This window comes from Levilactobacillus senmaizukei DSM 21775 = NBRC 103853 (assembly GCF_001592085.1).
GTDB classification, from domain to species: Bacteria; Bacillota; Bacilli; order Lactobacillales; family Lactobacillaceae; genus Levilactobacillus; species Levilactobacillus senmaizukei.
Genome location: NZ_BCWD01000016.1, coordinates 31,616 through 52,373, shown reverse-complemented (window position 1 = coordinate 52,373; position 20,758 = coordinate 31,616). Strand labels below are relative to the sequence as shown.

The 20,758-nt window shown below is 51.8% G+C and carries 19 protein-coding genes; 1 reads left to right on the top strand and 18 read right to left on the bottom strand.

The features are described 5' to 3' along the window. Positions 1–113: 113 nt before the first annotated feature. The 11 genes from LSE01S_RS07200 to gmk all read right to left on the bottom strand — a co-directional run bounded on the left by LSE01S_RS07200 (position 114) and on the right by gmk (position 12,052). A complete protein-coding gene (locus tag LSE01S_RS07200; RefSeq protein ID WP_061776955.1) occupies positions 114–791 on the bottom strand; it encodes a thiamine diphosphokinase in 678 nt (225 codons plus the stop codon). Further along, positions 791–1,444, bottom strand: a complete 654-nt coding sequence (gene rpe, locus LSE01S_RS07195) for a ribulose-phosphate 3-epimerase (protein WP_061776954.1) — start codon at positions 1,442–1,444, stop codon at positions 791–793. Before rpe ends, LSE01S_RS07200 begins: the two co-directional genes overlap by 1 nt. Positions 1,445–1,456: 12 nt before the next feature. Next, positions 1,457–2,353, bottom strand: a complete 897-nt coding sequence (rsgA, locus tag LSE01S_RS07190) for a ribosome small subunit-dependent GTPase A (protein ID WP_061776953.1) — start codon at positions 2,351–2,353, stop codon at positions 1,457–1,459. A gap of 83 nt (positions 2,354–2,436) precedes the next feature. Beyond that, positions 2,437–4,434, bottom strand: coding sequence for a Stk1 family PASTA domain-containing Ser/Thr kinase (gene pknB, locus LSE01S_RS07185; protein ID WP_061776952.1), 1,998 nt, complete (start codon positions 4,432–4,434; stop codon positions 2,437–2,439). Continuing rightward, the gene (locus LSE01S_RS07180; RefSeq protein ID WP_061776951.1) at positions 4,431–5,180 is read right to left on the bottom strand and encodes a Stp1/IreP family PP2C-type Ser/Thr phosphatase; all 750 of its coding nucleotides are present in this window, start codon (positions 5,178–5,180) and stop codon (positions 4,431–4,433) included. The genes pknB and LSE01S_RS07180 overlap by 4 nt, the downstream gene beginning before the upstream one ends. 12 nt (positions 5,181–5,192) lie before the next feature. Next, positions 5,193–6,536, bottom strand: a complete 1,344-nt coding sequence (gene rsmB, locus LSE01S_RS07175; RefSeq protein ID WP_061776950.1) for a 16S rRNA (cytosine(967)-C(5))-methyltransferase RsmB — start codon at positions 6,534–6,536, stop codon at positions 5,193–5,195. Next, positions 6,537–7,481, bottom strand: coding sequence for a methionyl-tRNA formyltransferase (fmt, locus tag LSE01S_RS07170; RefSeq protein ID WP_061776949.1), 945 nt, complete (start codon positions 7,479–7,481; stop codon positions 6,537–6,539). 22 nt (positions 7,482–7,503) lie between these two features. Then, a complete protein-coding gene (gene priA, locus LSE01S_RS07165) occupies positions 7,504–9,921 on the bottom strand; it encodes a primosomal protein N' (RefSeq protein ID WP_061776948.1) in 2,418 nt (805 codons plus the stop codon). Positions 9,922–9,931: 10 nt separating this feature from the next. After that, positions 9,932–11,143, bottom strand: a complete 1,212-nt coding sequence (gene coaBC, locus LSE01S_RS07160; RefSeq protein ID WP_061776947.1) for a bifunctional phosphopantothenoylcysteine decarboxylase/phosphopantothenate--cysteine ligase CoaBC — start codon at positions 11,141–11,143, stop codon at positions 9,932–9,934. Positions 11,144–11,219: 76 nt separating this feature from the next. Continuing rightward, positions 11,220–11,435, bottom strand: a complete 216-nt coding sequence (gene rpoZ, locus LSE01S_RS07155; protein ID WP_061776946.1) for a DNA-directed RNA polymerase subunit omega — start codon at positions 11,433–11,435, stop codon at positions 11,220–11,222. Further along, on the bottom strand, positions 11,435–12,052 hold the full coding sequence (gene gmk / locus LSE01S_RS07150; RefSeq protein ID WP_061776945.1) for a guanylate kinase: 618 nt from the start codon (positions 12,050–12,052) through the stop codon (positions 11,435–11,437). Before gmk ends, rpoZ begins: the two co-directional genes overlap by 1 nt. Before the next feature lie 276 nt (positions 12,053–12,328). Between gmk and LSE01S_RS07145 the strand changes: the two genes are divergently transcribed. Further along, on the top strand, positions 12,329–12,649 hold the full coding sequence (locus LSE01S_RS07145; protein WP_061776944.1) for a hypothetical protein: 321 nt from the start codon (positions 12,329–12,331) through the stop codon (positions 12,647–12,649). A gap of 63 nt (positions 12,650–12,712) precedes the next feature. Here LSE01S_RS07145 and LSE01S_RS07140 read toward each other — a convergent pair whose 3' ends face one another. The 7 genes from LSE01S_RS07140 to xseA form a co-directional block, all read right to left on the bottom strand. After that, complete coding sequence (locus tag LSE01S_RS07140) at positions 12,713–14,938, bottom strand: SpaA isopeptide-forming pilin-related protein (protein ID WP_061776943.1); 2,226 nt, start codon at positions 14,936–14,938, stop codon at positions 12,713–12,715. Between the two features lie 166 nt (positions 14,939–15,104). Further along, positions 15,105–16,823: a DNA repair protein RecN gene (gene recN / locus LSE01S_RS07135; protein WP_061776942.1), complete on the bottom strand. Its 1,719-nt coding sequence runs from the start codon at positions 16,821–16,823 to the stop codon at positions 15,105–15,107. 81 nt (positions 16,824–16,904) lie between these two features. Further along, positions 16,905–17,360 carry an arginine repressor gene (locus LSE01S_RS07130; protein ID WP_061776941.1) on the bottom strand — a complete coding sequence of 152 codons (456 nt, stop codon included), beginning with the start codon at positions 17,358–17,360 and terminating at the stop codon, positions 16,905–16,907. Between the two features lie 96 nt (positions 17,361–17,456). Beyond that, entirely contained in the window at positions 17,457–18,272 is an 816-nt protein-coding gene (locus tag LSE01S_RS07125) for a TlyA family RNA methyltransferase (RefSeq protein WP_061776940.1), read from the bottom strand. Then, positions 18,269–19,174, bottom strand: coding sequence for a polyprenyl synthetase family protein (locus LSE01S_RS07120; protein WP_061776939.1), 906 nt, complete (start codon positions 19,172–19,174; stop codon positions 18,269–18,271). Before LSE01S_RS07120 ends, LSE01S_RS07125 begins: the two co-directional genes overlap by 4 nt. After that, on the bottom strand, positions 19,164–19,412 hold the full coding sequence (locus LSE01S_RS07115) for an exodeoxyribonuclease VII small subunit (protein WP_061776938.1): 249 nt from the start codon (positions 19,410–19,412) through the stop codon (positions 19,164–19,166). Before LSE01S_RS07115 ends, LSE01S_RS07120 begins: the two co-directional genes overlap by 11 nt. Further along, the gene (gene xseA / locus LSE01S_RS07110) at positions 19,405–20,757 is read right to left on the bottom strand and encodes an exodeoxyribonuclease VII large subunit (RefSeq protein WP_061776937.1); all 1,353 of its coding nucleotides are present in this window, start codon (positions 20,755–20,757) and stop codon (positions 19,405–19,407) included. Before xseA ends, LSE01S_RS07115 begins: the two co-directional genes overlap by 8 nt. Between the last annotated feature and the right edge of the window lies 1 nt (position 20,758).

Genomic DNA, 20,758 nt, shown 5'->3' with positions numbered 1-20,758 from the left:
ATATCGAATACAAATCGAATTTAAAATTGGCATAGAAAAAAGGAGTCCAATTCGTAAATGAATTGAACTCCCACACTCTTCATCAACACCAGTTGACAAAGAGCCATTAATCGTTACTCATGCCGTGCTTCATAGGTATCACAGCTCTGAATCACACAGAGTAGCCCGGTGTCGAATTGGAACGTCCCGTGCTCGCCTACGAATTCATTGCTAGCAAACGAGATCGGGTATGGAATTGGTTCATCGTGCAGCTGATACTTTTCATCAAGTAAGCTCAAATGGTCGATGGGCGTTAACGGAATGAATGCCAAGTACTTCTTATCGGCTTCCTTATCAATCGTATACTTGCCCGGGGCAAAAAATTGGATCGTATTCTGCCGGTCGATCAAACGAATCTGGCTGGCATACCGTTTGTACTGTGGTTCCAGCACCAGAAAAAGATTAGCCAGGAAGTGGTCCATTCGGCCACCAGTCGCCCCATAAATGTCGAGCTTATCGGCACCATAGTCCCCAAATGCCACGGACACCGCCGACTGGGTATCCGTGAAGTCCTTTTCGGGTTGTGATTGACGGATGTCCTTCACGTTCCGCCGGACGCGTTGAAGCTCACCGGGTTGCAACGAGTCAAAATCGCCAATCACGGCAATTGGTTGAATACCCAAATCGATCAGCCGCAACGTTCCCCGGTCAACCCCAATCCAGGGACCGTCAATTGCTTTAGCAGCTAAATCACTCGGCCAAGTCGCCTTCGGTCCACCAACTAACAGATTAAACGTTCCCCCACGTAGCATTATTTTGTCGCATCCTTTAAGGCTTGAACTTGAGCGGCTGGATCGTCGGCATTGAAGACGTATGATCCAGCAACAGCAACCGTAGCACCCGCCTTGGCACAGTCAACGACCGTTTCGTTGTTGACCCCACCATCGATCTCGATATCGAAATTGTAGCCTTTCTTCTCTTTGATGGCGTTCAATTCGGCAATCTTGTCCACAGAACTAGGCAAGAACTTTTGCCCACCAAAGCCGGGGTTAACCGTCATGATCAACACTTGGCCAACCATGTCTAACACGGGTTCGATCATGGCAACCGGCGTCCCCGGGTTGATAACCACCTCGGGCGTAGCACCAGCATTCTTGATCATTTGCAAAGCCCGGTGAATGTGGGGCGTTGCTTCGACGTGAACCCCGATAATATCGGCACCGGCCTTCGCGAAGTCTTCGACGTACCGTTCTGGGTTTTGAACCATCATATGAACATCCAAGACCATCTTGGTAATGGGACGAATTGCTTTAACCCAACCTGGACCATAGGAAATAGCTGGTACAAAGGCTCCATCCATGACATCGATGTGCAAAACTTCGGCACCGGCCCGGTCGACCATTTCGATATCCTTTTGTAAGTTGACGTAATCAGCACTTAAAATTGAAGGCGCTACTTTAATCATAAATTCTCTTCCTCATTTCTTCTTGTTATAGACTGGTTTTTGATTTTTTAACAGCGTTAAGAGTTGGACATAGTTGTCATATCGACTCTGCAAAAGCTTGCCCTCTGCCAAGCTTTCCTTGACCGCACAACCAGGTTCATTGATGTGAACACATCCCCGGAACCGACAGTCGTCAGCCAGGGCCATGAACTCTGGAAAGAAGTGACACAACTCACGATAATCGATTGTCAGTGTATCATAGGATGAAAAACCTGGCGTATCCGCAACAAGCCCGCCGGCAATCGGCATCAGACTGACTTTTCGCGTGGTATGCCGTCCACGATTCAAGGCCTTTGAGATTTCACCGGTTGCTAACGTTAGATCAGGTGACAGGTGATTCAGCAGCGTGGATTTACCCGCACCCGTTTGTCCCATAATCACCGTTTCCTTATCGGCTAAGGTGGTCTTCAACTGATTTAGACCCTCTGTGGCAAAGGGTTCGCGCGTCAAGCAGACGGCGTACCCGATCTGTCGATAGCCCGCGGCCAGCGTTTCAAATTCCCGGTAGCGGTCATCGTCAATCAGATCGGTCTTGGTGAAGTAAATCACCGGGGTGATACCACTAACCTCTAAGGCAATCAATTGTCGGTCCAGCAAATTGGTTGAAAACTCCGGTTCAGCAACGGCCGTCACGACCACCCCTTGGTCAATGTTAGCCACTGGTGGTCGCTGCAAGGAATTGGTTCGTGGCAAGATCTCTAAGACATAGCCTTCTTTGGGTGAAGAACTTTCAAAGACGACTCGGTCACCAACCAATGGCGTAATTCGGCGCTTACGGAAATTACCACGGGCCCGCGTCCGATACATTTTACCCGCGCTAAAGACATCGTAAAAACCACTCAATGATTGGCGAATCTGTCCTTCAGCCATAACGCACCTCCTAATAGTTTGAATAAAAAAACTCAGTTCTCTTATATTATAAAAGAACTGAGCACCAATTGCAGGCCTTTTCCCTAATTTTTCGTGACGTGGTTGTCGGAAGCAATCACATGGCCGTCGCGAACGACCTTGTATGCCCCGTCTTTCCCACTTGCCACCGTAAATGGCAACGTCACTTGGGTATCATCGGTAATCGTCATTTGTTTATAAACCGAACTTAGTGAGTGGTCCTGGTCCCGGAGATAAATCTGAATGAGATTCTCGCTGGATCCCGTATTACTACTGTCATCATCGTCCGTTGAGCCACTATCGTAAGGAATCTTAACGTCGACACTAAATTCATCGACGGAAGAGCTACTATCGCTCTCCGGCCCTCGAGACAGCGTCAAAGTCACGTTATCCCCTTCATGGACTACGGCACCTTCACCCGGCGACTGCCGAATAACATGCCCCTTAGCCACGTCCGAAGAATAAGCATATTTGAACGCCAAATTCAGGTTATGGTCGGTGGCATAGCTTTGGGCTTGGCCCTTGGTCTTATCGGTCAAGTCCGACAACGTCACCGTCTTCGATCCCGTTGAGACCGTGAAGGTCACCTCTGTATTGGCCGGCACAACGTTCTTACCCGCGGCCACACTCTGTTGGATAATTTTACCCGCCGGTACACTTGTTGAGTGAACCGACTCCCGGTGAACCGTGAAGCCCAGCGCCTCTAATTTAGCCGCGGTGCTGGCATACGATTCACCCTGATAGTCAGCCATGCGGAACCGTTTTGGTCCGGTGCTTATCCAGAGATCGACCGCACTCTTACGCCGCAACTGGGTTCCGGAACGGGGTTCCGTTCTGACAACCCGGTGAACCTTCACCGAGGCGCTCGACACCTTATGGACCTGACCAACCTTTAGCTTGGCCACGATCAATTCGCTACGAGCGGCGGTTTCAGTCCTCCCGGCAACCTTGGGAACCGTCGTCATTCGTGGCTGAAAGAGGGCCACTCCCAAGATAATCCCTAGCAGGACCAGTAACACCACCGACCCAGCAATGATAAACTTCCGCCGGCGAGGATGACGATGAAACTTACGTCCCTTCTTGCCCTTATTCTTTTTGGGCTTAGCGACCGGCTTAACGTCGGCCTGCGCCGTTTCCTCCGGATGATCAATTTCGGAAAACGCGGCTAGCGCACTAGCCGGCAAGACTTTGGTCTCTCCATTATCGTCCTCGCTAGGCGTAAACCGGACCTCCCCCGCCCGAGTTGGAGACAGGGAAGTCTTAAGATCTTCGGCCATGCTGGCAACATCCACATAGCGGTCCCGAGGCTGCTTGGAGGTGGCTTTTAGGACCACATTCTCTAGTGCTTGGGGAATCCGTGGATCAATATCTCTGACCGAGGGGATCTCTGATTGGAAGTGTTTCAGCGCAATGGAAACGGCCGTCTCGCCCTGAAACGGCACCGTCCCCGTCAACATTTCATAGAGAATAATCCCCAATGAATAAATGTCGGACTGCTTCGTTGCCATACCCCCACGGGCCTGTTCAGGCGACAGGTAGTGCACGGAACCCAAGACTGTATTGGTCTGCGTGAGACTGTGTTCCGACAGCGCTACCGCGATCCCGAAGTCCGTAATCTTGGCAACCTGATGCTCATCGATCAAGATATTCTGCGGCTTCAAATCCCGGTGAATAATATTATGTTTGTGGGCCATCGAGACGGCGCTAAGAATCTGCTCCATAATCTTAATGACCTCTTGATAAGGGATCGGAAAGTGGTGCTTGATATAGGCCTTGAGATCCGTGCCTTTCACGTACTCCATGACCAGGTACTGCATACCATTCTCCTCGCCGACATCGTAGACCTGCACAATATTATCGTGCACCAATTCCGTAGCGGCCAGCGCCTCACGCTGAAATCGTCGAATTGTGTTCGGATCGTCGCGCAAGTCCAGTCGAAGTAGCTTAACCGAGACGTCGCGGTCGAGAATCAAGTCATGGGCCAAGTACACGTTGGCCATGCCACCTTCGCCCAGCGCCCGAACAATTCGGTAACGCCCGTTCAGGGTATAACCCGCCTTCATTGTCCCATCACCTCCCGCGGAGGATTGGTGATCAAGAGAACGGTGATATTATCCAGTCCACCGGCAGCATTTGCCAAATCAATGAGCTGCTGACACTTGTCTTCAGCCCGTTGGTCACTGAGCAAAACCGCCTGAATCTGATCATCATCTACCATATTGGTGAGACCGTCGGTACAGAGCAACAACTGGTCGCCCGGTACTAAGGGATAAGTATTCAAATCAAATTGGGCATCGTCAGAGATCCCTAAGGAGCGGATAATCACGTTCTTTTGGGGATGATGCCGGGCTGCCTGACGACTAATCTCGCCGCGCTTAACCAATTCGTTCACCAAGGAATGGTCCTCGGTCAACTGACGTAACTGCTCGTCACGTAAAAGGTAGGCTCGTGAGTCGCCAATGCTGGCAATGACCACTTCATCCGTAAAGTACACGGCCGCCACCAAGGTGGTCCCCATGCCATTCAGATCGGCAAACTGGTTAGACTTATCAATGATCGACTGATTTTCCGCCGTGATCTGCGCGGTAATCCAGTGCCCCGCCGTTTCCGGCGAGGCGATCTTGGTCTGTTCGAACTCATGGCCTAGGTGTGACACAGCCATGGCGCTGGCGACATCACCCCCCTGATGACCCCCAATACCATCCGCAATGATGGCCAAATGTTGGCCTGCCAGGTTGGTAAAGACGTCCACATAATCTTCATTATCTTCGCGTTGCTTGCCAATCGACGTTTGGTATGCCACTTCCATGGTTACTCACCCCTATTTTTTACGACGGAACGCACTGACAAAGAACCCATCCGAATCAAAATCATCGGGATAGAGGCTCAGGGTGTCAGTCGTGCGGTCTTCCTTAATTGCTTTAGTCGTTGCGACCCGCACGCTCTCAAAGTCCGGATGAGCGGCTAAGAACTGCTTCACAACGTCATTGTTTTCGGTATCTAAAATGGTACACGTACTGTAGACCATCAGTCCAGCCGGCTTCAACTTGGCACTCACGGCATCCAAGATCCCGAGTTGCACCTTCTGGAGCTGTTGAATATCGGCTGGGGTCTTTTCGTAACGGATTTCTGGTTTCCGACGAATCAGCCCGAGCCCAGAACAAGGTGCATCGACCAGGATACGGTCAAACATCTTCTTGGGGTATGCCTCATTGATCTTCCGGGCATCTAAAGCAACGGCATCCACCCGGTCGGCAACGTGCAGTCGTTCGGCATTACTTTCAATCAAGGCAACCTTCTTGGGATGCAAATCAAGGGCGGTGACTTTCCCACCGGAATGGGCATCGAGGTGCGCCGCAATTTGAGTGGTCTTTCCACCAGGAGCCGCACAGGCATCGAGCACCTGATCACCCGGCCGGAGTTGTAAGGCTTCCACCGGTAACATAGCACTCTCATCTTGAATGGTCAGACGACCATCTGCAAAGGCTTTGCTCTGGTTAGCAGCGGCATCGTCCAAACGAAAGGCTTCGCCGGCCACTTCACTTGGTACCACGTCATAGCCTTCGGCCGTTAAGGCCTGTTGAACGGCTTCCATGGTGGTAACTGCCACGTTGACCCGCACAGATTGGGCAGCTGGCTGGTTAATTGTCGCCAATATCTTAACCGTCTTGTCGGCGCCAACCTGTTTCTGTAAGGCCGTGATCAACCACTCTGGCACGGAATATTCGAGACTTAACCGCTGCGTTGGGTCCTTAATAGCCGCAATGTCTGGTAAGCCTTGGCGATCGATGGCATGCAAGACCCCGGTCACAAACCGACGAATACCTTCATGACCCCGGTCCTTCGCCAGCTGAATGGCCTCGTTAAAGATGGCCCGTTTAGGTACCCGGTCCAAGTAAATTTCTTGATAAAGTGCGACCAACAACGTCATCTTAACCCAAGGCAACACCTTCTGGTTAGGCTTGATAAACCCTTCCAAATAGTAGTCTAAGGTGAACCGATGTTGGATCGTCCCGTAAACCAAGTTCGTCACAAACCGCCGGTCAACGTCGCTAAGGGCGTTCTTTTCCAATGTTTGTTCCAATTGTAAGTTTGAGTATGCCCCGTTAGCAACCCGCGTCAGTGCTTCGACGGCCAGTGCCCGCGGTGTCTTATTTTTTGTCATTTATTCTGCCACCTGTTCGCCCACGGCCAATTCGTCCGTGGTTCCATTTAGAAAGTCTGTAATGCTGAGCTTAGGCTTACCAGCCGGTTGTAATTCATCCAGGCTGATGACCCCATTTTCCCCGGTCGCAATGACCAAGTGATGCTTGTCACGTCTGACCACTTGGCCAGGCTTGAGATCGGTCTGTTCGGGTAAGACCGTGACGTGCCACAACTTTGTCCGCACACCATTCAAATAAATATGAGCCGTTGGCAATGGCCGCAAAGCCCGAACTTTGCAGTCAAAGAGCCGGGCACTGAGTGTGATGTCGACCCGTTCCTCATCCGACTTAATGGTTGGCGCAAAGGTTACCTGGTCCTCGTCTTGCGGAATTGGCGTGATTGACCCAGCCAGCAATTTAGGCAAGGTGGTCAGCAACAGGTCGCGCCCTAAATCACTGAGTTTGTCGAACATACTCCCCACATCGTCTTGATCGGTAATCGGAATGGCTTTCTGGGCCAGAACAGCCCCGGCATCCATCTTCTTTTCCATGAACATAATTGAAACCCCGGTTTCGGCGTCCCCGTTCATAATGGCATAGTGGACGGGAGCGCCTCCGCGATACTTGGGTAAGAGTGAGGCATGAACGTTTACCGCCGCCACCTTAGCCGCATTCAGCAGCTTGGTTGGCAGAAATTGGCCAAAGGCCGCGGTCACAATCAGATCGGGCGCCAATTCGATGGCCCGCGCCATCTCGGGACTCCCCGAAATCTTTTCCGGCTGGAGCACTTCGATATTATGGTCAACGGCCACTTGTTTAACTGGTGACGGGGTCATAATGTGCTTCCGACCAACGCGACGATCCGGTTGGGTCACCACCGCTAAGACGTCATAGCCATGTTCAATCAAACTCGTTAGGATGGGCGCCGAAAACTTGGGCGTCCCCATAAAAATAACAGATGTCATGTCACACCATACTTTCTTTTTTCTACATAAAGTTCATGGGTTCCGGATCAATCGTTACGGCTAAGCCGTGACGGGCCGGGATCTGGGCTGCCTGGCGAATCTGTTCCAAGCCCGCCTTCAAATCTGGTTCATTCTTATATTTAATCACAACTTGATAATAATACTTCCGCTTGACCCGTGCAATTGCCTTCGGGGTTGGTCCCAGCACAATCGCTTGGTCACTCAGGTCGCCCTTCAGTGCCGCCACAATCTGATACATCGCCTTAGCCGCGACCGCTTCATCTTCATGGCTGGCTGTCACCTGAACGGCAAAGTAATATGGTGGATAACTGCCCTGGTGACGCATCGCCATTTCGGTCACGAAGAAGCGCTCGTAGTCCTGGCTCTGTGCCAACTGGATAGCATAGTGGTCCGGATTAAATGTTTGAATAAACACCTCACCCGGCTTGGTGGCCCGACCGGCCCGGCCGCTGACCTGGGTCAACAACTGAAAGGTCCGTTCACTGGCTCGAAAGTCGGGTAACCCCAGGGCCGTATCGGCATTCAACACCCCAACCAGGGTAACGTTAGGGAAGTCGAGTCCCTTGGCAATCATTTGGGTTCCCAATAGAATATCGGCCTCGTGATTTCCAAATTGTTTTAAGATCCGCTCGTGGGCCCCCTTTCGCCGGGTGGAATCGACATCCATCCGCAGAATTCGAGCCGTTGGAAATTGTGCCTGCAGAGCCGTTTCGACCTTCTGAGTCCCGGTCCCATAGTAGCGAATCTTACGACTGTGACAGTTGGGACAAACTTTGGGGATGGCCTCTTCATGCCCGCAATAGTGGCACTTCATGGAGTGACTATCCATGTGTAGCGTTAATGAAATATCACAGTTGGGACACTTCAACACAAACCCACAATCACGACACATGACAAATGAAGAATAACCCCGTCGGTTCAACATCAACACAACCTGTTCCTTGCGATCCAATCTTGCTTGAATCGCGGCCACTAATGGTGTTGAGAAGTCACTGTCGCCAATGCTCTTCATCTCGGCCCGCATGTCCACGATGTGCACAGTGGGCAGGGGTCGATCGTTGACCCGCTTCGGCAAAACCAAACGGGTATAGATCCCCTTGGCCGCCCGCGCTCGTGTTTCCAGCGAAGGCGTAGCACTACCTAAGACCACCGGACAATGATTATATCGACCACGCCAGAGCGCCACGTCACGTGCATGGTACCGCGGCGTCTCGTCTTGCTTATAGCTACTCTCATGTTCTTCATCCATGATGATCAGCCCAACGTTTTTAACGGGAGCAAAGACCGCGGAGCGAGCCCCGACGACGACCGTGGCCTCACCGTTGTCAATCCGTCGCCACTCGTCGTACTGTTCACCCTTTGAGAGACCGCTGTGAAGGACCGCGACCTGTTCGCCAAACCGGGCCTTCACCCGATTGACCATCTGCGGCGTCAACGCAATCTCCGGCACCAGCATCAGGGCCGTACGCTTCTGTTGCAACGCCACGGCAATGCTTTGGAGGTAAACCTCGGTCTTACCACTCCCAGTGACCCCTTCAACCAAAAAGTTCTGAGTGTCATCCCCATCGATGGCGGCGGTGATGGCCGCCACGGCCTTGGCCTGATCAGGATTCAATGTCAGGGGGTGGGTCGGCTTGACGGGCTGATGGAACGGGTCCCGGTAGACCTCCAGGCTGGATTTCTCCAGCCAACCCTTTTCCGCTCCGGTATTAATCACCGCGCTGGAAACACCGGCCGCCTTAACCACCTTGGCCTGGGGTTGAGGCTGACTCGGAGTCATTCCCTGTAAGTAGGCCAACAGATCAGCCTGCTTAGGCGCCCGTTTGGCAACCGCGTGTTGAATTTCCACCAACTTATCCGGTGGTAATAACGGTGCCACACCGGTGGTCGTCTTCGCCGCCGCCTGATTCTTCACATGATAGAGCACGGTTACCTTGCCCGCTCGTTGTAACTTCAACAAGCCGGCTACCGTAGCCTCATCCAACTTATCGGGGTCGAATGGCCGCGGGGTACCGTCTGGAAAATAGGTCGCTCTTTCGGCGGGAGTAATCGCGTCCAATGGTGCAATCTCCCGCTCGGTCTTGGTCTTTAATAGGTTCGGTAACATGGTTTGAATACAAGTAATCCGAAAGGCAAACGTTTCGTCTGCCAACCAGTCGGCGAGTTGCTGTAACTCAGCATTAAGCACGGGGGAAAGGTCCAGTACGGCCTCGATTGGCTTAAGTGTCCCGTCGAAACTGGTCACATCGGTGACGCCAACCACCACGCCGTCAACCATCCGATGACCGCGACCAAATGGGACAATGACCCGCATCCCCGCCTGAAGTTGATGTTCCCACTCGGCTGGAATCGCATAGGAGTAGGGATCATTGGTTTGCATCGTCGGTACATCTACTAGAATTTGACCAATCTGGGCCACGACTGTCACCTCACTTACTTGCTAAAGTTTCTGCTAATCGTTTAATTAGCGCCTGTGCTATCAACTTTTTACTGGTTTTCGGCGTCTGATCGGTGACCCCATTCGGTTGAATAAAGGTCACCTGATTATCATCGCTGTTAAATCCAATTCCGGCCTGTGAGACATCGTTTGCTGCTAACAAGTCTAAGTGCTTGGCCTCTAACTTTTTCTGCCCGTTAGCCAGTAAATCTTGCGTCTCGGCAGCAAAGCCCACCGTAACTTGGTGGGGTTGCTTAATGGCTGCCACTTCCTGCAAAATATCAGGCGTTGGTTGCAGACGTAAGGTAAACTCGGTCTCACCAGGCGTCTTTTTAATCTTCTGATCGGCCATTTGCAAGGGTTGAAAGTCGGCCACGGCAGCCGCCATCACCAGAGCATCGGCCCGTTGATACGCCGTAATCACGGCATCGCGCAGTTCAGTTGTACTCTCTATTGGCACAACCTTGGTTCCAACCGGTGGATCCAGTCGCGTTGGGGCGGTAATTAAGGTCACATCAGCACCCGCGGCCACCGCAGCAGCTGCCACGGCGTAGCCCATCTTGCCAGAGGAATCATTCGACAGGAAGCGAACCGGATCCAACCGTTCCCGTGTGCCGCCGGCGGTAACGACCACCCGTTTACCCTTTAAAATGGGGGCTTGAAATAGGTTTAGATCATTAATCTGGCTCACAATCTCAGTCGGCTCCAGGAACCGGCCTTGACCGGCGTAACCTTCGGCCAACAGTCCGGTAGCGGGCGTCAAAACATGGACGCCATCGGCCACCAATTGTTGCCGATTCCGCTGGGTTGCCGGCGCCGTCCACATGTGGGTGTTCATGGCCGGGATCACCACTTTAATAGCGTCGGTCGCCAACCAAGTAGCACTAGCCACATCCCCGGCCAGTCCGTTTGCCAATTCGGCCATGAGATTAGCGGAAGCTGGTGCGGCAAGGGCTAAATCCGTCCAGTCGGCGAGAGCGACGTGATCGATTTCACCTGAAGCCTGCCACCAGCTCTCATCGTTTAGGACCGGTACCTTGGTCAACGCAGCAAAGGTTGCTGCCGTCACAAACTTAGCGGCGGCCGCGGTAAGGACCACCCGAACCTCCGCACCGGCCCGCTGCAACTCACGGGCTAAGGTCGCTGCCTTATAGGTCGCCACGCTACCACTGACCGTCAATGTCACATGTTTTCCAGTTAACATTTCGTCCCTCCTTGTCACTTACGATAAAAAAGGCCAGATCACCCAACGGTAATCTGGTCCTTCCTGAATCGCCAAGTTAGGCGTCCAGATCCTTTTCGTCCGGATCAATCATCAACGCACCGGCAGCAATTTCTTCCAGTGCACGACCAATGGTCTTAGGCGACTTGTAGTCGGTTAACAATGGCTTGGCACCGGCGTCCAACTCGTGGGCCCGCTTGCTAGCCAGCATAATTAATGAGTAACGTGAATCAACTTGTGCTAATAAATCATCAACTGAGGGATAAAGTAACATTAGTTTTCGTCTCCAATCATTTGTTCGTAATCCGGCATGACCCGGGTTACCCGTAACCGTTCACTGCGAATAATCATCTGAATCCGGGCAACTGCCTGGCTAACTTCATCGTTAACCACGGCGTAATCGTAGTTGCGCATCATCCGAATCTCACCAACGGCCTTTTTAATACGCTTGTTGATGACATCCATGGCATCCGTCCCCCGTCCAATTAATCGATGCTTAAGTTCCATCAGATCAGGCGGTGTCAAGAAAACAAAGACGGCGTCCGGACAATTGGCCCGAACCTGCATGGCCCCGTTGACTTCAATCTCTAAGAAGACATCTTTACCTTGGTCAAGGGTTTCATTTACATATTTTAACGGGGTGCCATAGTAGTTGTCAACATACTTGGCATACTCGAGCATTTCCCCATTACGGATATTCTCCTCGAATTCTTCCTTGGAAACAAAGTAGTAGTCGACCCCATTGACTTCGCCTTCTCGTGGTTGACGAGTCGTCATTGAGATGGAGTAAGAGAAGTCGGTCGCACCGGTATCAAACAATGCCTTTCGAACCGTTCCTTTACCAACTCCCGAAGGACCTGAGAGTACGATGAGCATTCCACGTTTAGCCATTCTGAAAAAATCCCTTCATCCAAAAAATTTAATTACTGACCCCATTCGTCCGTTGGGCCGAAATGCAGCGGGTCGCGTGCCAGCCGTTAGCCGGCCTTATCGACAATCTATAGATAACTATATTACCACTATTTCTGTCCGAATAGGTTGGTTTACCTCTTAAAATCCAGAAAAAGTCCGAAATATCGGGATTTTAGGACTCCGATAAAAAGTTCTTGCATTCTCGAACGGATGTTCGTATAATATAAATACAAACAAACGTTCGAGGTGAGCAGTATGCAAAACTTAAAGATTACTCGTGCAGCCCTGTCAGATCGGGTTGCAACTGCCTATAAGGAACTCTTTAGTAGTCGGCCTGTCGTTCAAGGCCAAGTGATTGAGTCGCAAATGCCCGATGAACAGCTTCATTACTTCATCCGACAATCACTTGACCGGCATTACTTTGTCCGTCTCCAATTCAAGAGCGCCCCTGACGTTGCCCCCGCAACGGCGAGTGGTTATTTAAGTGAAGATGCCGCTGGTCACCTCGTCTTGAAGCAAGACCGGCTAACGACCATCGTCGCACCCCGCCTCTTGCGTTCAATTCAACGTTACTAACGTAAAGCAACCTTCCTAGACCATAGACTAGGAAGGTTGCTTTTTTGTCGTATCATCACTTACTTACCGTTTAGTGGACCGGCACCATTGCCAAACACTCACGCTAGTGCCGAAGACCAAAAGGCCTAAGATCATGGCAAAGAGACTCTTTTGCTCATTCGTTTGTGGCAGGAAACGCTTCAAGCCCTTGGGTTTAGCAGCAGCACCGCTAGCGGAAGGCAGGTTTGTGCCACCGGCATTCGCCGTCGTCAGAGCGTTCGAGGCGAGATCCGCCCTACTACTCTGGTTGCGCTTGACGGTTGCTGGATGGGAACTCGAAGACGAACTTGAATCCTTTTTGACTGGCTCAGGTTCGCTCGAGCTTGTTGAGTCTGAACTCGAATCTGGTTCTGGCTCCGATGTTGGCGGCGTTGGCTTCTTGGACGGCGTAACAGCTGAGTCACTATCGAAGGTCGTAGAACTGCCGCTTTCGCTCGACATCGGTTCAGAAGAGGCACTCGGAATCGAGGCCGAAGCCGATGGGGTCGAGGAACTAGATTCTTCGGAACTTGAACTGGATGGAATCGAGGAACTTACCACCGGCTTGGAACTTGACTCGGTCGATATGGATGAAGACGCCAAGCTTGAGCTCGAGCTGCTTGGAATTGCGGAAGTACTAGTCGAACTAGTCACACTCGACGATGGCGTACTTGACGTCTCGGCAGAGCTCGAGGAAGCCACGGTAATTGGTTTGTCAACTTGCTCGACGCCGACAGCCGCTGTTCCGGCAGCCGAAACGGTTACGGGTACCGGTTCGGTATTCTTCTCATAACCATCCGGTGGCGTCACTTCATAGAAGTTATAGTCACCAGGTGCCAGCTTACTGACGGTCACTTGACCGTGGACATCCGTGACCAAATTGTCGGCAACAACTTTCCCAGTTGAATCCTTTAGCTGATACGTGGCTCCCGCAAGGACGTCACCGGTGCTGGCATCCTTCTTGGTCAAGGTGACCGAGTTAGGATTGTCGACCTGCGTTAATTCATGAATCGTGTTGCCTGCGGCGGCGTCACTGGCGGCAATGGTAAATTCAATCGGTTTATCCTTATCTGAACTGTAATCCGGCAAAAGATAGCCATCCGGTGCCTTGGTTTCAATCAACCGATAGTCCCCAACTGGAAGCAGTGGATCGCTTAAGACCCCCGTTGCATCGGTGGTCAGTCCGGTTTGAATATCGGACCAACTCCCACCATCCGCCTGCTTTTGAACCTTGTACTCGGCGCCAGGTAACGTCATGGCTGCATCGCCTAATGCCGACTTCGTCAGGTTGAAGCCTCCAACGTAATCACCATCTAAAACGGCTTTACCACCCCAATGAAAGTTCTTGGTCGAACCAGACTTGATGGGCCCATCCGGGGTGCTGGAACCGGGATCCTCACCCGTACTCGAGCTCCCGGTATCCCCGGCGGCACTCACCAGATCAACCTTGTTGCTGAAGACCCCTGAGGTACTACCCGTAATCGCCGCGGTATCCACCGACGTGTAATAGACCAGAGTCGTATTCTTGGTAATGTTGTCGAAAGTAAACGTCACCGTAGACCCGTTAGCGGCTACCGTTGGCTTAAGCACAGTGCCATCATCATACTTGGCCGAGATCGAACTGTCGTTGATAAAGGTCTGCAGGGGACCAATGGTATCGGTCAGTGTGACCTTCCCCATATCCTTATTGTTAGGGTTGAACACAATATCCCAAGTGATCTTGTTAGGTAAGACCCCCGTGTAATCATGTTCGTTAACCCAACCATTCTTATTGATCACGTAAGTTGCCCCACCACTGGAGGCCTTTTTATTGGTCCCGACGGCATTAAATTGGAGCGTCCCCGTTCGACCGACATTGGTTTTAGACATCTTATTATTAAAGGTGATGACCCCGACATTCGTGCCAACCTTGATCAAAACTTCACCGACGACCGTGTTGTTGGCGTCCTTAGCCATGACGTCAAACTTGGCCGGTGAGGCCGAGGCATTGGTTGGCATCGTAATTGTGGCGGTGTCGCCATCCCTCACTTGAACACCATCCTTGACGCCCCAGGTGTAATACAATTGAAAGTTTTGACCAGAATCAAGCTGAGTAGTATCTGTGACTGGCGTATAGACATTGTTGCCGGTTTCCTCAGCAATCGATGATGGGCCATCTAACCCCGTCGTTTGAGCCGTAATATCTGTGGCATGGGCCGTAATCGACCCGGCTACCAAGACAGTCACCAGGCACAATAGCCCGATGACTAAGCCCATAATCCTTTTTTTCATAATTCACACCCTCAACTAACTTTTCATCTCTTAAAACAATGTTATTATCCTTAGTATAAGCCAATCACCGAAATAATTTAAGCTGAATTTTATAAACCTTTTAAACTACCTGAGCAGACAAAAATAGTGGTCCCCATCAAAATGACTGGTAAACCACTAGGGATGATCACTTGTTTTGCGTATTTGTTTGCCGCTGCTTGGTTTCATCGGCCAGGGCCAGGAGTTCGCTGGCGTGTTCCAAGGCGAGCTTCGTCACCTGGGTTCCCGCGGACATTCGGGCAATTTCATCGATCCGTGCATCCGCATTTAACCGGGTCAAATTGGTCTCAGTCCGTTCGCCCACGATCTGCTTAGCAATGAAGTAGTGGTGGTCGGCCATCGCAGCAACTTGGGGTAAATGTGTGATACACAGGACCTGTGAGGCCCGAGCGATACCACTAATTTTTTCGGCAATGGCTTGGGCAACTCGGCCACTAACCCCGGTATCCACCTCATCAAAGATGATCGAGGTAATCCCCTGAGACTCGGAGAAGATCGTCTTCAGGGCCAGCATAATCCGGGACAGCTCCCCACCGGAAGCAATTTTAGCCAAGGGTCGCATATCCTCACCGGGATTCGTGCGCAGATAGAACTCCACGTGGTCCAGTCCCGTGCTCAGTAAGCCTTCGTTCTTGGGCCGCGAAAAGCGAACAGCAAAGACCGTCTTGGCCATATACAGGTCGCCCAATTCACCGTGAATGGCGCGTTCCAACTTCTCGGCGGCATGGTGCCGGGCCTCACTCAGCTGTTCCCCGACCTCATGCAGCTTGGTCTCCTGAGCGGCCACCTGTTCTTCCAAATCGTCGGCCTGAGCATCGGTCGTCTGCATCTGTTTCAGTTCGGCCGCAATTTTATCGAAGTACTTCAGAACCTGCGACTCGGAGTCGCCATACTTACGCTTCAACTGGTTAATCACATCCAACCGCTGCTCAATTTCGTCTAACCGACCCTCGTCCCATTCCAACAAATCCAATTGGGAGGAAACATCCCCCACGGCATCGGTCAGGGCATAGTAGGCCGTCTCTAAGCTGGCACTGATCTGCTTGAACGCCGGATCGAAGTCGGCAATCCCCTGCATCGCCTGCAGAGCACTGCTGAGCTGATCATTCACGCCAGGTGCGGCATCCTCACCCGTCAGCGTCATCTGGCTCCGTTGTAAAGCATCGTTAATCTTTTGGTAATTGTCCAAGCGTTCCCGTTCAGCAATCAGGTCGTCCTCTTCGCCCGGTTGCAGATTCGCCGACTCGATCTCGTTAACCTGAAACTTCAGCATATCCAGGTGTTGCGCCCACTCTTTCTCATTGGTCCGGCGACTCTCCAACGTCGATTGGAGTTGCGTATAGCGGTGATAAATGGTCTGATAGCGCGTCCGTAACTTGGCAACTCTGCCCCCCGCAAACTCATCCAACATCCCTAAATGCTTCTCTGGCTGCATGAGTTCCTGATGTTCATTCTGCCCATGAATATCCACGGCGGTTTCACCAATACGTTTCAGGGTATTGGTGTTGACCAACATGCCGTTGACCCGACAGGTATTCCGGCCATTCTGATGAATTTCTCGCTGTAAAATCACGCTACCATCGTCGTGGTCAATGCCCAGCTCATCCAATACCCGGTAGGTCGTTCCGCCATCGGGAAAAACAAAACTCCCCTGGATGATCGCCTTATCGGTTCCGGTGCGGACAAAGTTGGCCGATCCCCGTCCACCGGCTAGGAGGCCCACCGCATCGATAATGATGGATTTACCGGCACCGGTTTCCCCGGTCAGAACGGTCATGCCCTTCTTAAACGTCACATCCAGCTGATCAATAATCGCAAAGTTTTTAATGGATAACTCTTGTAACACGGTCTGACCTCCTCAAAAATAAAACGACCACGCCGCCTAGGTCAGCTAACCGCTGATTGGTGAGTCGTGATCGCGCCAAAGTTAATCTTCTAACATCTGATTGATTGTCTTCTCTAATTGTAGGGCACCCTGATGCGAAACACAAACGGCTAACACCGAACTGTCATCGCCAACCGTGCCAAAGATAAAGTCATAACGCATCTGGTCCAGCAAGGAGGCAATCACTGGGCCATTCCCTGGCAACACCTTCAGGATCGTGAATTGGTCCTGTACAGCGAAGGAAATGTAGGCATTTTGCAATGTCCGCTGCAGCTTCTTCTGGGTATCAATCTTTTTTTGAACTGGGAGACTATACCGGTAACCCCCTGAATCAGCGGGTAACTTAACGAGTTGCATCTCCTTAATATCCCGTGAAATCGTGGCCTGCGTAACATGAATGCCATCTTCGGCCAGTAGGCGAACAAAATCCTCCTGCCGTTCGATTTCCCGCGATGTCAGCAGTCTTTTCAGCAACTGCTGGCGTTCCTGCTTCTTCATACCTAGCCCCCCTTTTTTATCTGGTAAAAATGTATATTCTTATCATATACCAGACGTGAGTATTTGGGAAGTAAATTCTCATAATTTTCTCATAGTCTATTGTTTAAGGCCTTCATAGGCTGCTGCAACCGTTTCTTCAACGGAAACTGAACTTGCACAGACTGCATGTTTATCAACTGAGCGTAAATGAACCAAGAATTCAATGTTGCCTTCACCACCCCGAATTGGTGAATAATCCAATCCGATGACACTATATCCCGTTTCAACCGCAAAGTCGATAATTCCTTGGACCACGGCCAAATGGACCGCGCGGTCACGAACAATTCCATGTTGTCCCACATCTTCACGATCCGCCTCAAATTGCGGTTTAATGAGGGCAACGACCTCACCATCCGTCGCAAGAATGGCCTTCAACGGTGGCAAGATTAACCGTAACGAGATAAAGGAAACGTCAATCGAAGTAAACGTGGGTTGCCCCTGCGTAAAGTCGGCCAACTTGCTGTAACGAAAGTTAGTATGTTCCATAACGATGACGCGTGGGTCCTGCCGCAACTTCCACACCAGCTGATTGCTGCCAACGTCCAGGGCGTAACTCAACTTGGCCCCATTTTGCAACATGACATCGGTAAACCCACCAGTGGAGGAACCAATGTCCAGCACTGTCTGGTTACTAAGGTCAATATGGAAAACCTCTAACGCCTTAGCCAATTTGAACCCACCCCGGGAAACGTATGGCAAGGGGTGGCCCTTGATATGTAATTCCGTGTCGATGGGCACCATGGTGCCCGGCTTATCCAACCGTTCTTCATTGGTCCCCAGGATTTCACCAGCCATGACGGCCCGCTTAGCCGCATCCTTCGACTCGAAGACGCCCTGCTCGACCAGCAAATCTGCTACCCGTTTTTTCTTCATGCTTTCACCCGTTTCGTATCAAAGTAACTAAAGAAAGCTGCCAACAAACGGGTGTCCACCGTCGCCGGCAAGGTCGCCAGTGCAGTCTGTCCCTGTTCAATGGTCGCAATCAGCGCTTGGTTGGCCCCCTCGAGACCTAACTTACCTGGATAGGTATTCTTAGCCTCACCCGCATCTTTTTGAGTTGCTTTACCCAATTCGCTGGGTGTGCTGACCACATCTAAGATATCGTCATAGATTTGAAAGGCCAGGCCAAAGGCATCAGCAAACTTCAGGTACGGGGTCCACTGTGCCTCCGGTAATTCGGCCAAGATTAGACCAGCCTGGACCGCATAGTGCAGCAAGGCCCCCGTCTTCTCACGATGAAGGACCCGCAAGTCTGATAAGGGTAAGTCGATGTGTTCAGACCGAATATCTTTGGCCTGACCAGCAACCATCCCGCTCGGGCCAGCCGCCCGGGCCAAGGCTTGCGTTAATTTAGCCTGAACCAACGGTGGTAATGCTGTCGCGGTTAACCATTGAAAGGCTAACGTCAACAACCCATCCCCGGCCAACGTGGCCATGCCCGCGCCAAATTTCACGTGATTCGTGGGTTCACCACGGCGCAAGTCATCATTGTCCATAGCCGGCAGGTCATCGTGAATGAGCGAATAGGTATGCAAGAGTTCCAGCGCCATGATCGGTCGCCAGTCCTGGCCTAAATCAACAGTGGGGCCAACCGTGGTCAATGTAGCCACAGTTAACAACGGCCGCAACCGCTTACCGCCGGCCAACACCGAGTACTGCATGGCGGCTGCCAACTGATCGTCGCCAGTGTCCGCCGCAATCGCCGCTGCTAAGGGTTGATTTAATTGTGGGAGCCAGGCCTGTTCAAAGGCCTGAAGCCGTTCATTACTCGGCATTCCCTTGGCCTCCCTGTGGTGCCTCGAAAGCTTCTTCGTGATCTTCATCATTCATCATAGTCGTCAACGTCTTCTCGGCGTCCTGCAAGGTACTTTGCAGGCTCTTGCTCAACGCAACCCCCTTTTGAAACTGATCCAGGGCCTGTTCCAGCGGAACATCACCCTGTTCAAGTTGGGCCACAATGGTCTCCAAGGTTGCTAAATTTTCTTCAAATGTTGGTTGTTTTTCTTCACTCATGTTGATCCTCCGTTGCTGGTGTGATGGTCTGAATCTCTGCGGCGGCGGTCCCGTCACTCAAATGAATGGTGGCGAGCCCCTGCTTTAAATCGGCCGTTTGCCGAATCACCCGGTCATCCTGGGTGACATAGCTATAACCCCGCCCTAGAATCTTTAAGGGACTCAGATAGTCTAATCCTTCAATTAACTGACCGACTCGTTGTCTCTTCGTGGTTAGGAGTCGTTCGGCATTTTCATTCAACCGTTGCGTCGTCTGACCGAGGTCTGTTTGCGCTCGACGAACTCGATCTAATGGGGACTGATTCTTTAAGCCCTGGCTGGCTAAGCGAAACTGCTGTTGCCGCCGGGTAACCTGTTGGGTCATTCCCTGCCGCAACCCCTGTTGTGCTCGGTCGAGTCGCTGAACATAGGTCTCATAGAGTCGCTGCGGTTGTCGAAAGACATACGCCGTCATCAATTTGTTCAGGCGCTGTTGCTGGAAATTAATCCGATTAGCCATGGCATTCAGGAGGCGCGTCCGCTCCTGGGTGAGCTTCAATAGTTCATCCTTTAACACGGGAACCGCCAATTCGGCCGCGGCGGTGGGCGTTGCCGCCCGCACGTCCGCTACCAAATCAGCGATGGTCGTATCAGTCTCATGACCAACCGAGGAAATCACCGGTAACCGACTCGCCGCAATGGCCCGGGCAACCCGTTCCTCATTAAAAGGCCAGAGGTCTTCAATCGACCCACCCCCCCGACCAATGATCAGGGTATCAAAGGTTCCGGCGGCATTGGCCCGTTCGATCTGGCGAACGATGTCATCAGCGGCAGCATCCCCCTGAACGACCGCCGGATATAACACAATTTGAGCGATTGGATAACGCCGTCGCACCGTGGTGATAATGTCGCGAATGACAGCCCCACTGGGACTCGTCACAACCGCGATTCGCTTGGGAAAACGGGGGAGCGGTTGTTTCGGGGCCGCAAACAGCCCTTCATTTGCTAATTTCTTTTTCAATTGTTCATAGGCTTGATATAACTGGCCGATTCCGTCCGGCTCCATCCGCTCAACGTAGATTTGATAACTGCCGGTAGGTTCATACAGCGAAATCCGACCGGTGACCAGCACCTTCATCCCGGTTTCTGGAGTAAACTTTAGCTTCTCAAAGGCTGACCGAAACATGATAGCGTTAATTTTGGCGTGATCATCCTTCAAACTGAAGTATTGATGCGCGTGGGGCCGGAGCCGAAAGTTAGAAATTTCACCAGTCAGATAGACCTTGCCCAGGTATGGATCGACGTCGAACTTTCGCTTTAAATACTGCGTCAATACCGTTACCGATAGATAGTCGTTACTTGCCAAA

Bases quoted from the DNA above. Each gene is read 5' to 3' on its own strand.
- rpoZ (WP_061776946.1), bottom strand. From the start codon at position 11,435: ATGTTACTTTATCCCTCAGTTGATGATTTATTAGCACAAGTTGATTCA.
- gmk (WP_061776945.1), bottom strand. From the start codon at position 12,052: ATGGCTAAACGTGGAATGCTCATCGTACTCTCAGGTCCTTCGGGAGTT.
- LSE01S_RS07200 (WP_061776955.1), bottom strand. From the start codon at position 791: ATGCTACGTGGGGGAACGTTTAATCTGTTAGTTGGTGGACCGAAGGCG.
- LSE01S_RS07125 (WP_061776940.1), bottom strand. From the start codon at position 18,272: ATGAAGAAAAAACGGGTAGCAGATTTGCTGGTCGAGCAGGGCGTCTTC.
- LSE01S_RS07120 (WP_061776939.1), bottom strand. From the start codon at position 19,174: ATGCCGAGTAATGAACGGCTTCAGGCCTTTGAACAGGCCTGGCTCCCA.
- LSE01S_RS07140 (WP_061776943.1), bottom strand. From the start codon at position 14,938: ATGAAAAAAAGGATTATGGGCTTAGTCATCGGGCTATTGTGCCTGGTG.
- rsgA (WP_061776953.1), bottom strand. From the start codon at position 2,353: ATGGCTGAAGGACAGATTCGCCAATCATTGAGTGGTTTTTACGATGTC.
- rsmB (WP_061776950.1), bottom strand. From the start codon at position 6,536: ATGACAAAAAATAAGACACCGCGGGCACTGGCCGTCGAAGCACTGACG.
- fmt (WP_061776949.1), bottom strand. From the start codon at position 7,481: ATGACATCTGTTATTTTTATGGGGACGCCCAAGTTTTCGGCGCCCATC.
- LSE01S_RS07130 (WP_061776941.1), bottom strand. From the start codon at position 17,360: ATGAAGAAGCAGGAACGCCAGCAGTTGCTGAAAAGACTGCTGACATCG.
- LSE01S_RS07115 (WP_061776938.1), bottom strand. From the start codon at position 19,412: ATGAGTGAAGAAAAACAACCAACATTTGAAGAAAATTTAGCAACCTTG.
- coaBC (WP_061776947.1), bottom strand. From the start codon at position 11,143: ATGTTAACTGGAAAACATGTGACATTGACGGTCAGTGGTAGCGTGGCG.
- pknB (WP_061776952.1), bottom strand. From the start codon at position 4,434: ATGAAGGCGGGTTATACCCTGAACGGGCGTTACCGAATTGTTCGGGCG.
- rpe (WP_061776954.1), bottom strand. From the start codon at position 1,444: ATGATTAAAGTAGCGCCTTCAATTTTAAGTGCTGATTACGTCAACTTA.
- LSE01S_RS07145 (WP_061776944.1), top strand. From the start codon at position 12,329: ATGCAAAACTTAAAGATTACTCGTGCAGCCCTGTCAGATCGGGTTGCA.
- LSE01S_RS07180 (WP_061776951.1), bottom strand. From the start codon at position 5,180: ATGGAAGTGGCATACCAAACGTCGATTGGCAAGCAACGCGAAGATAAT.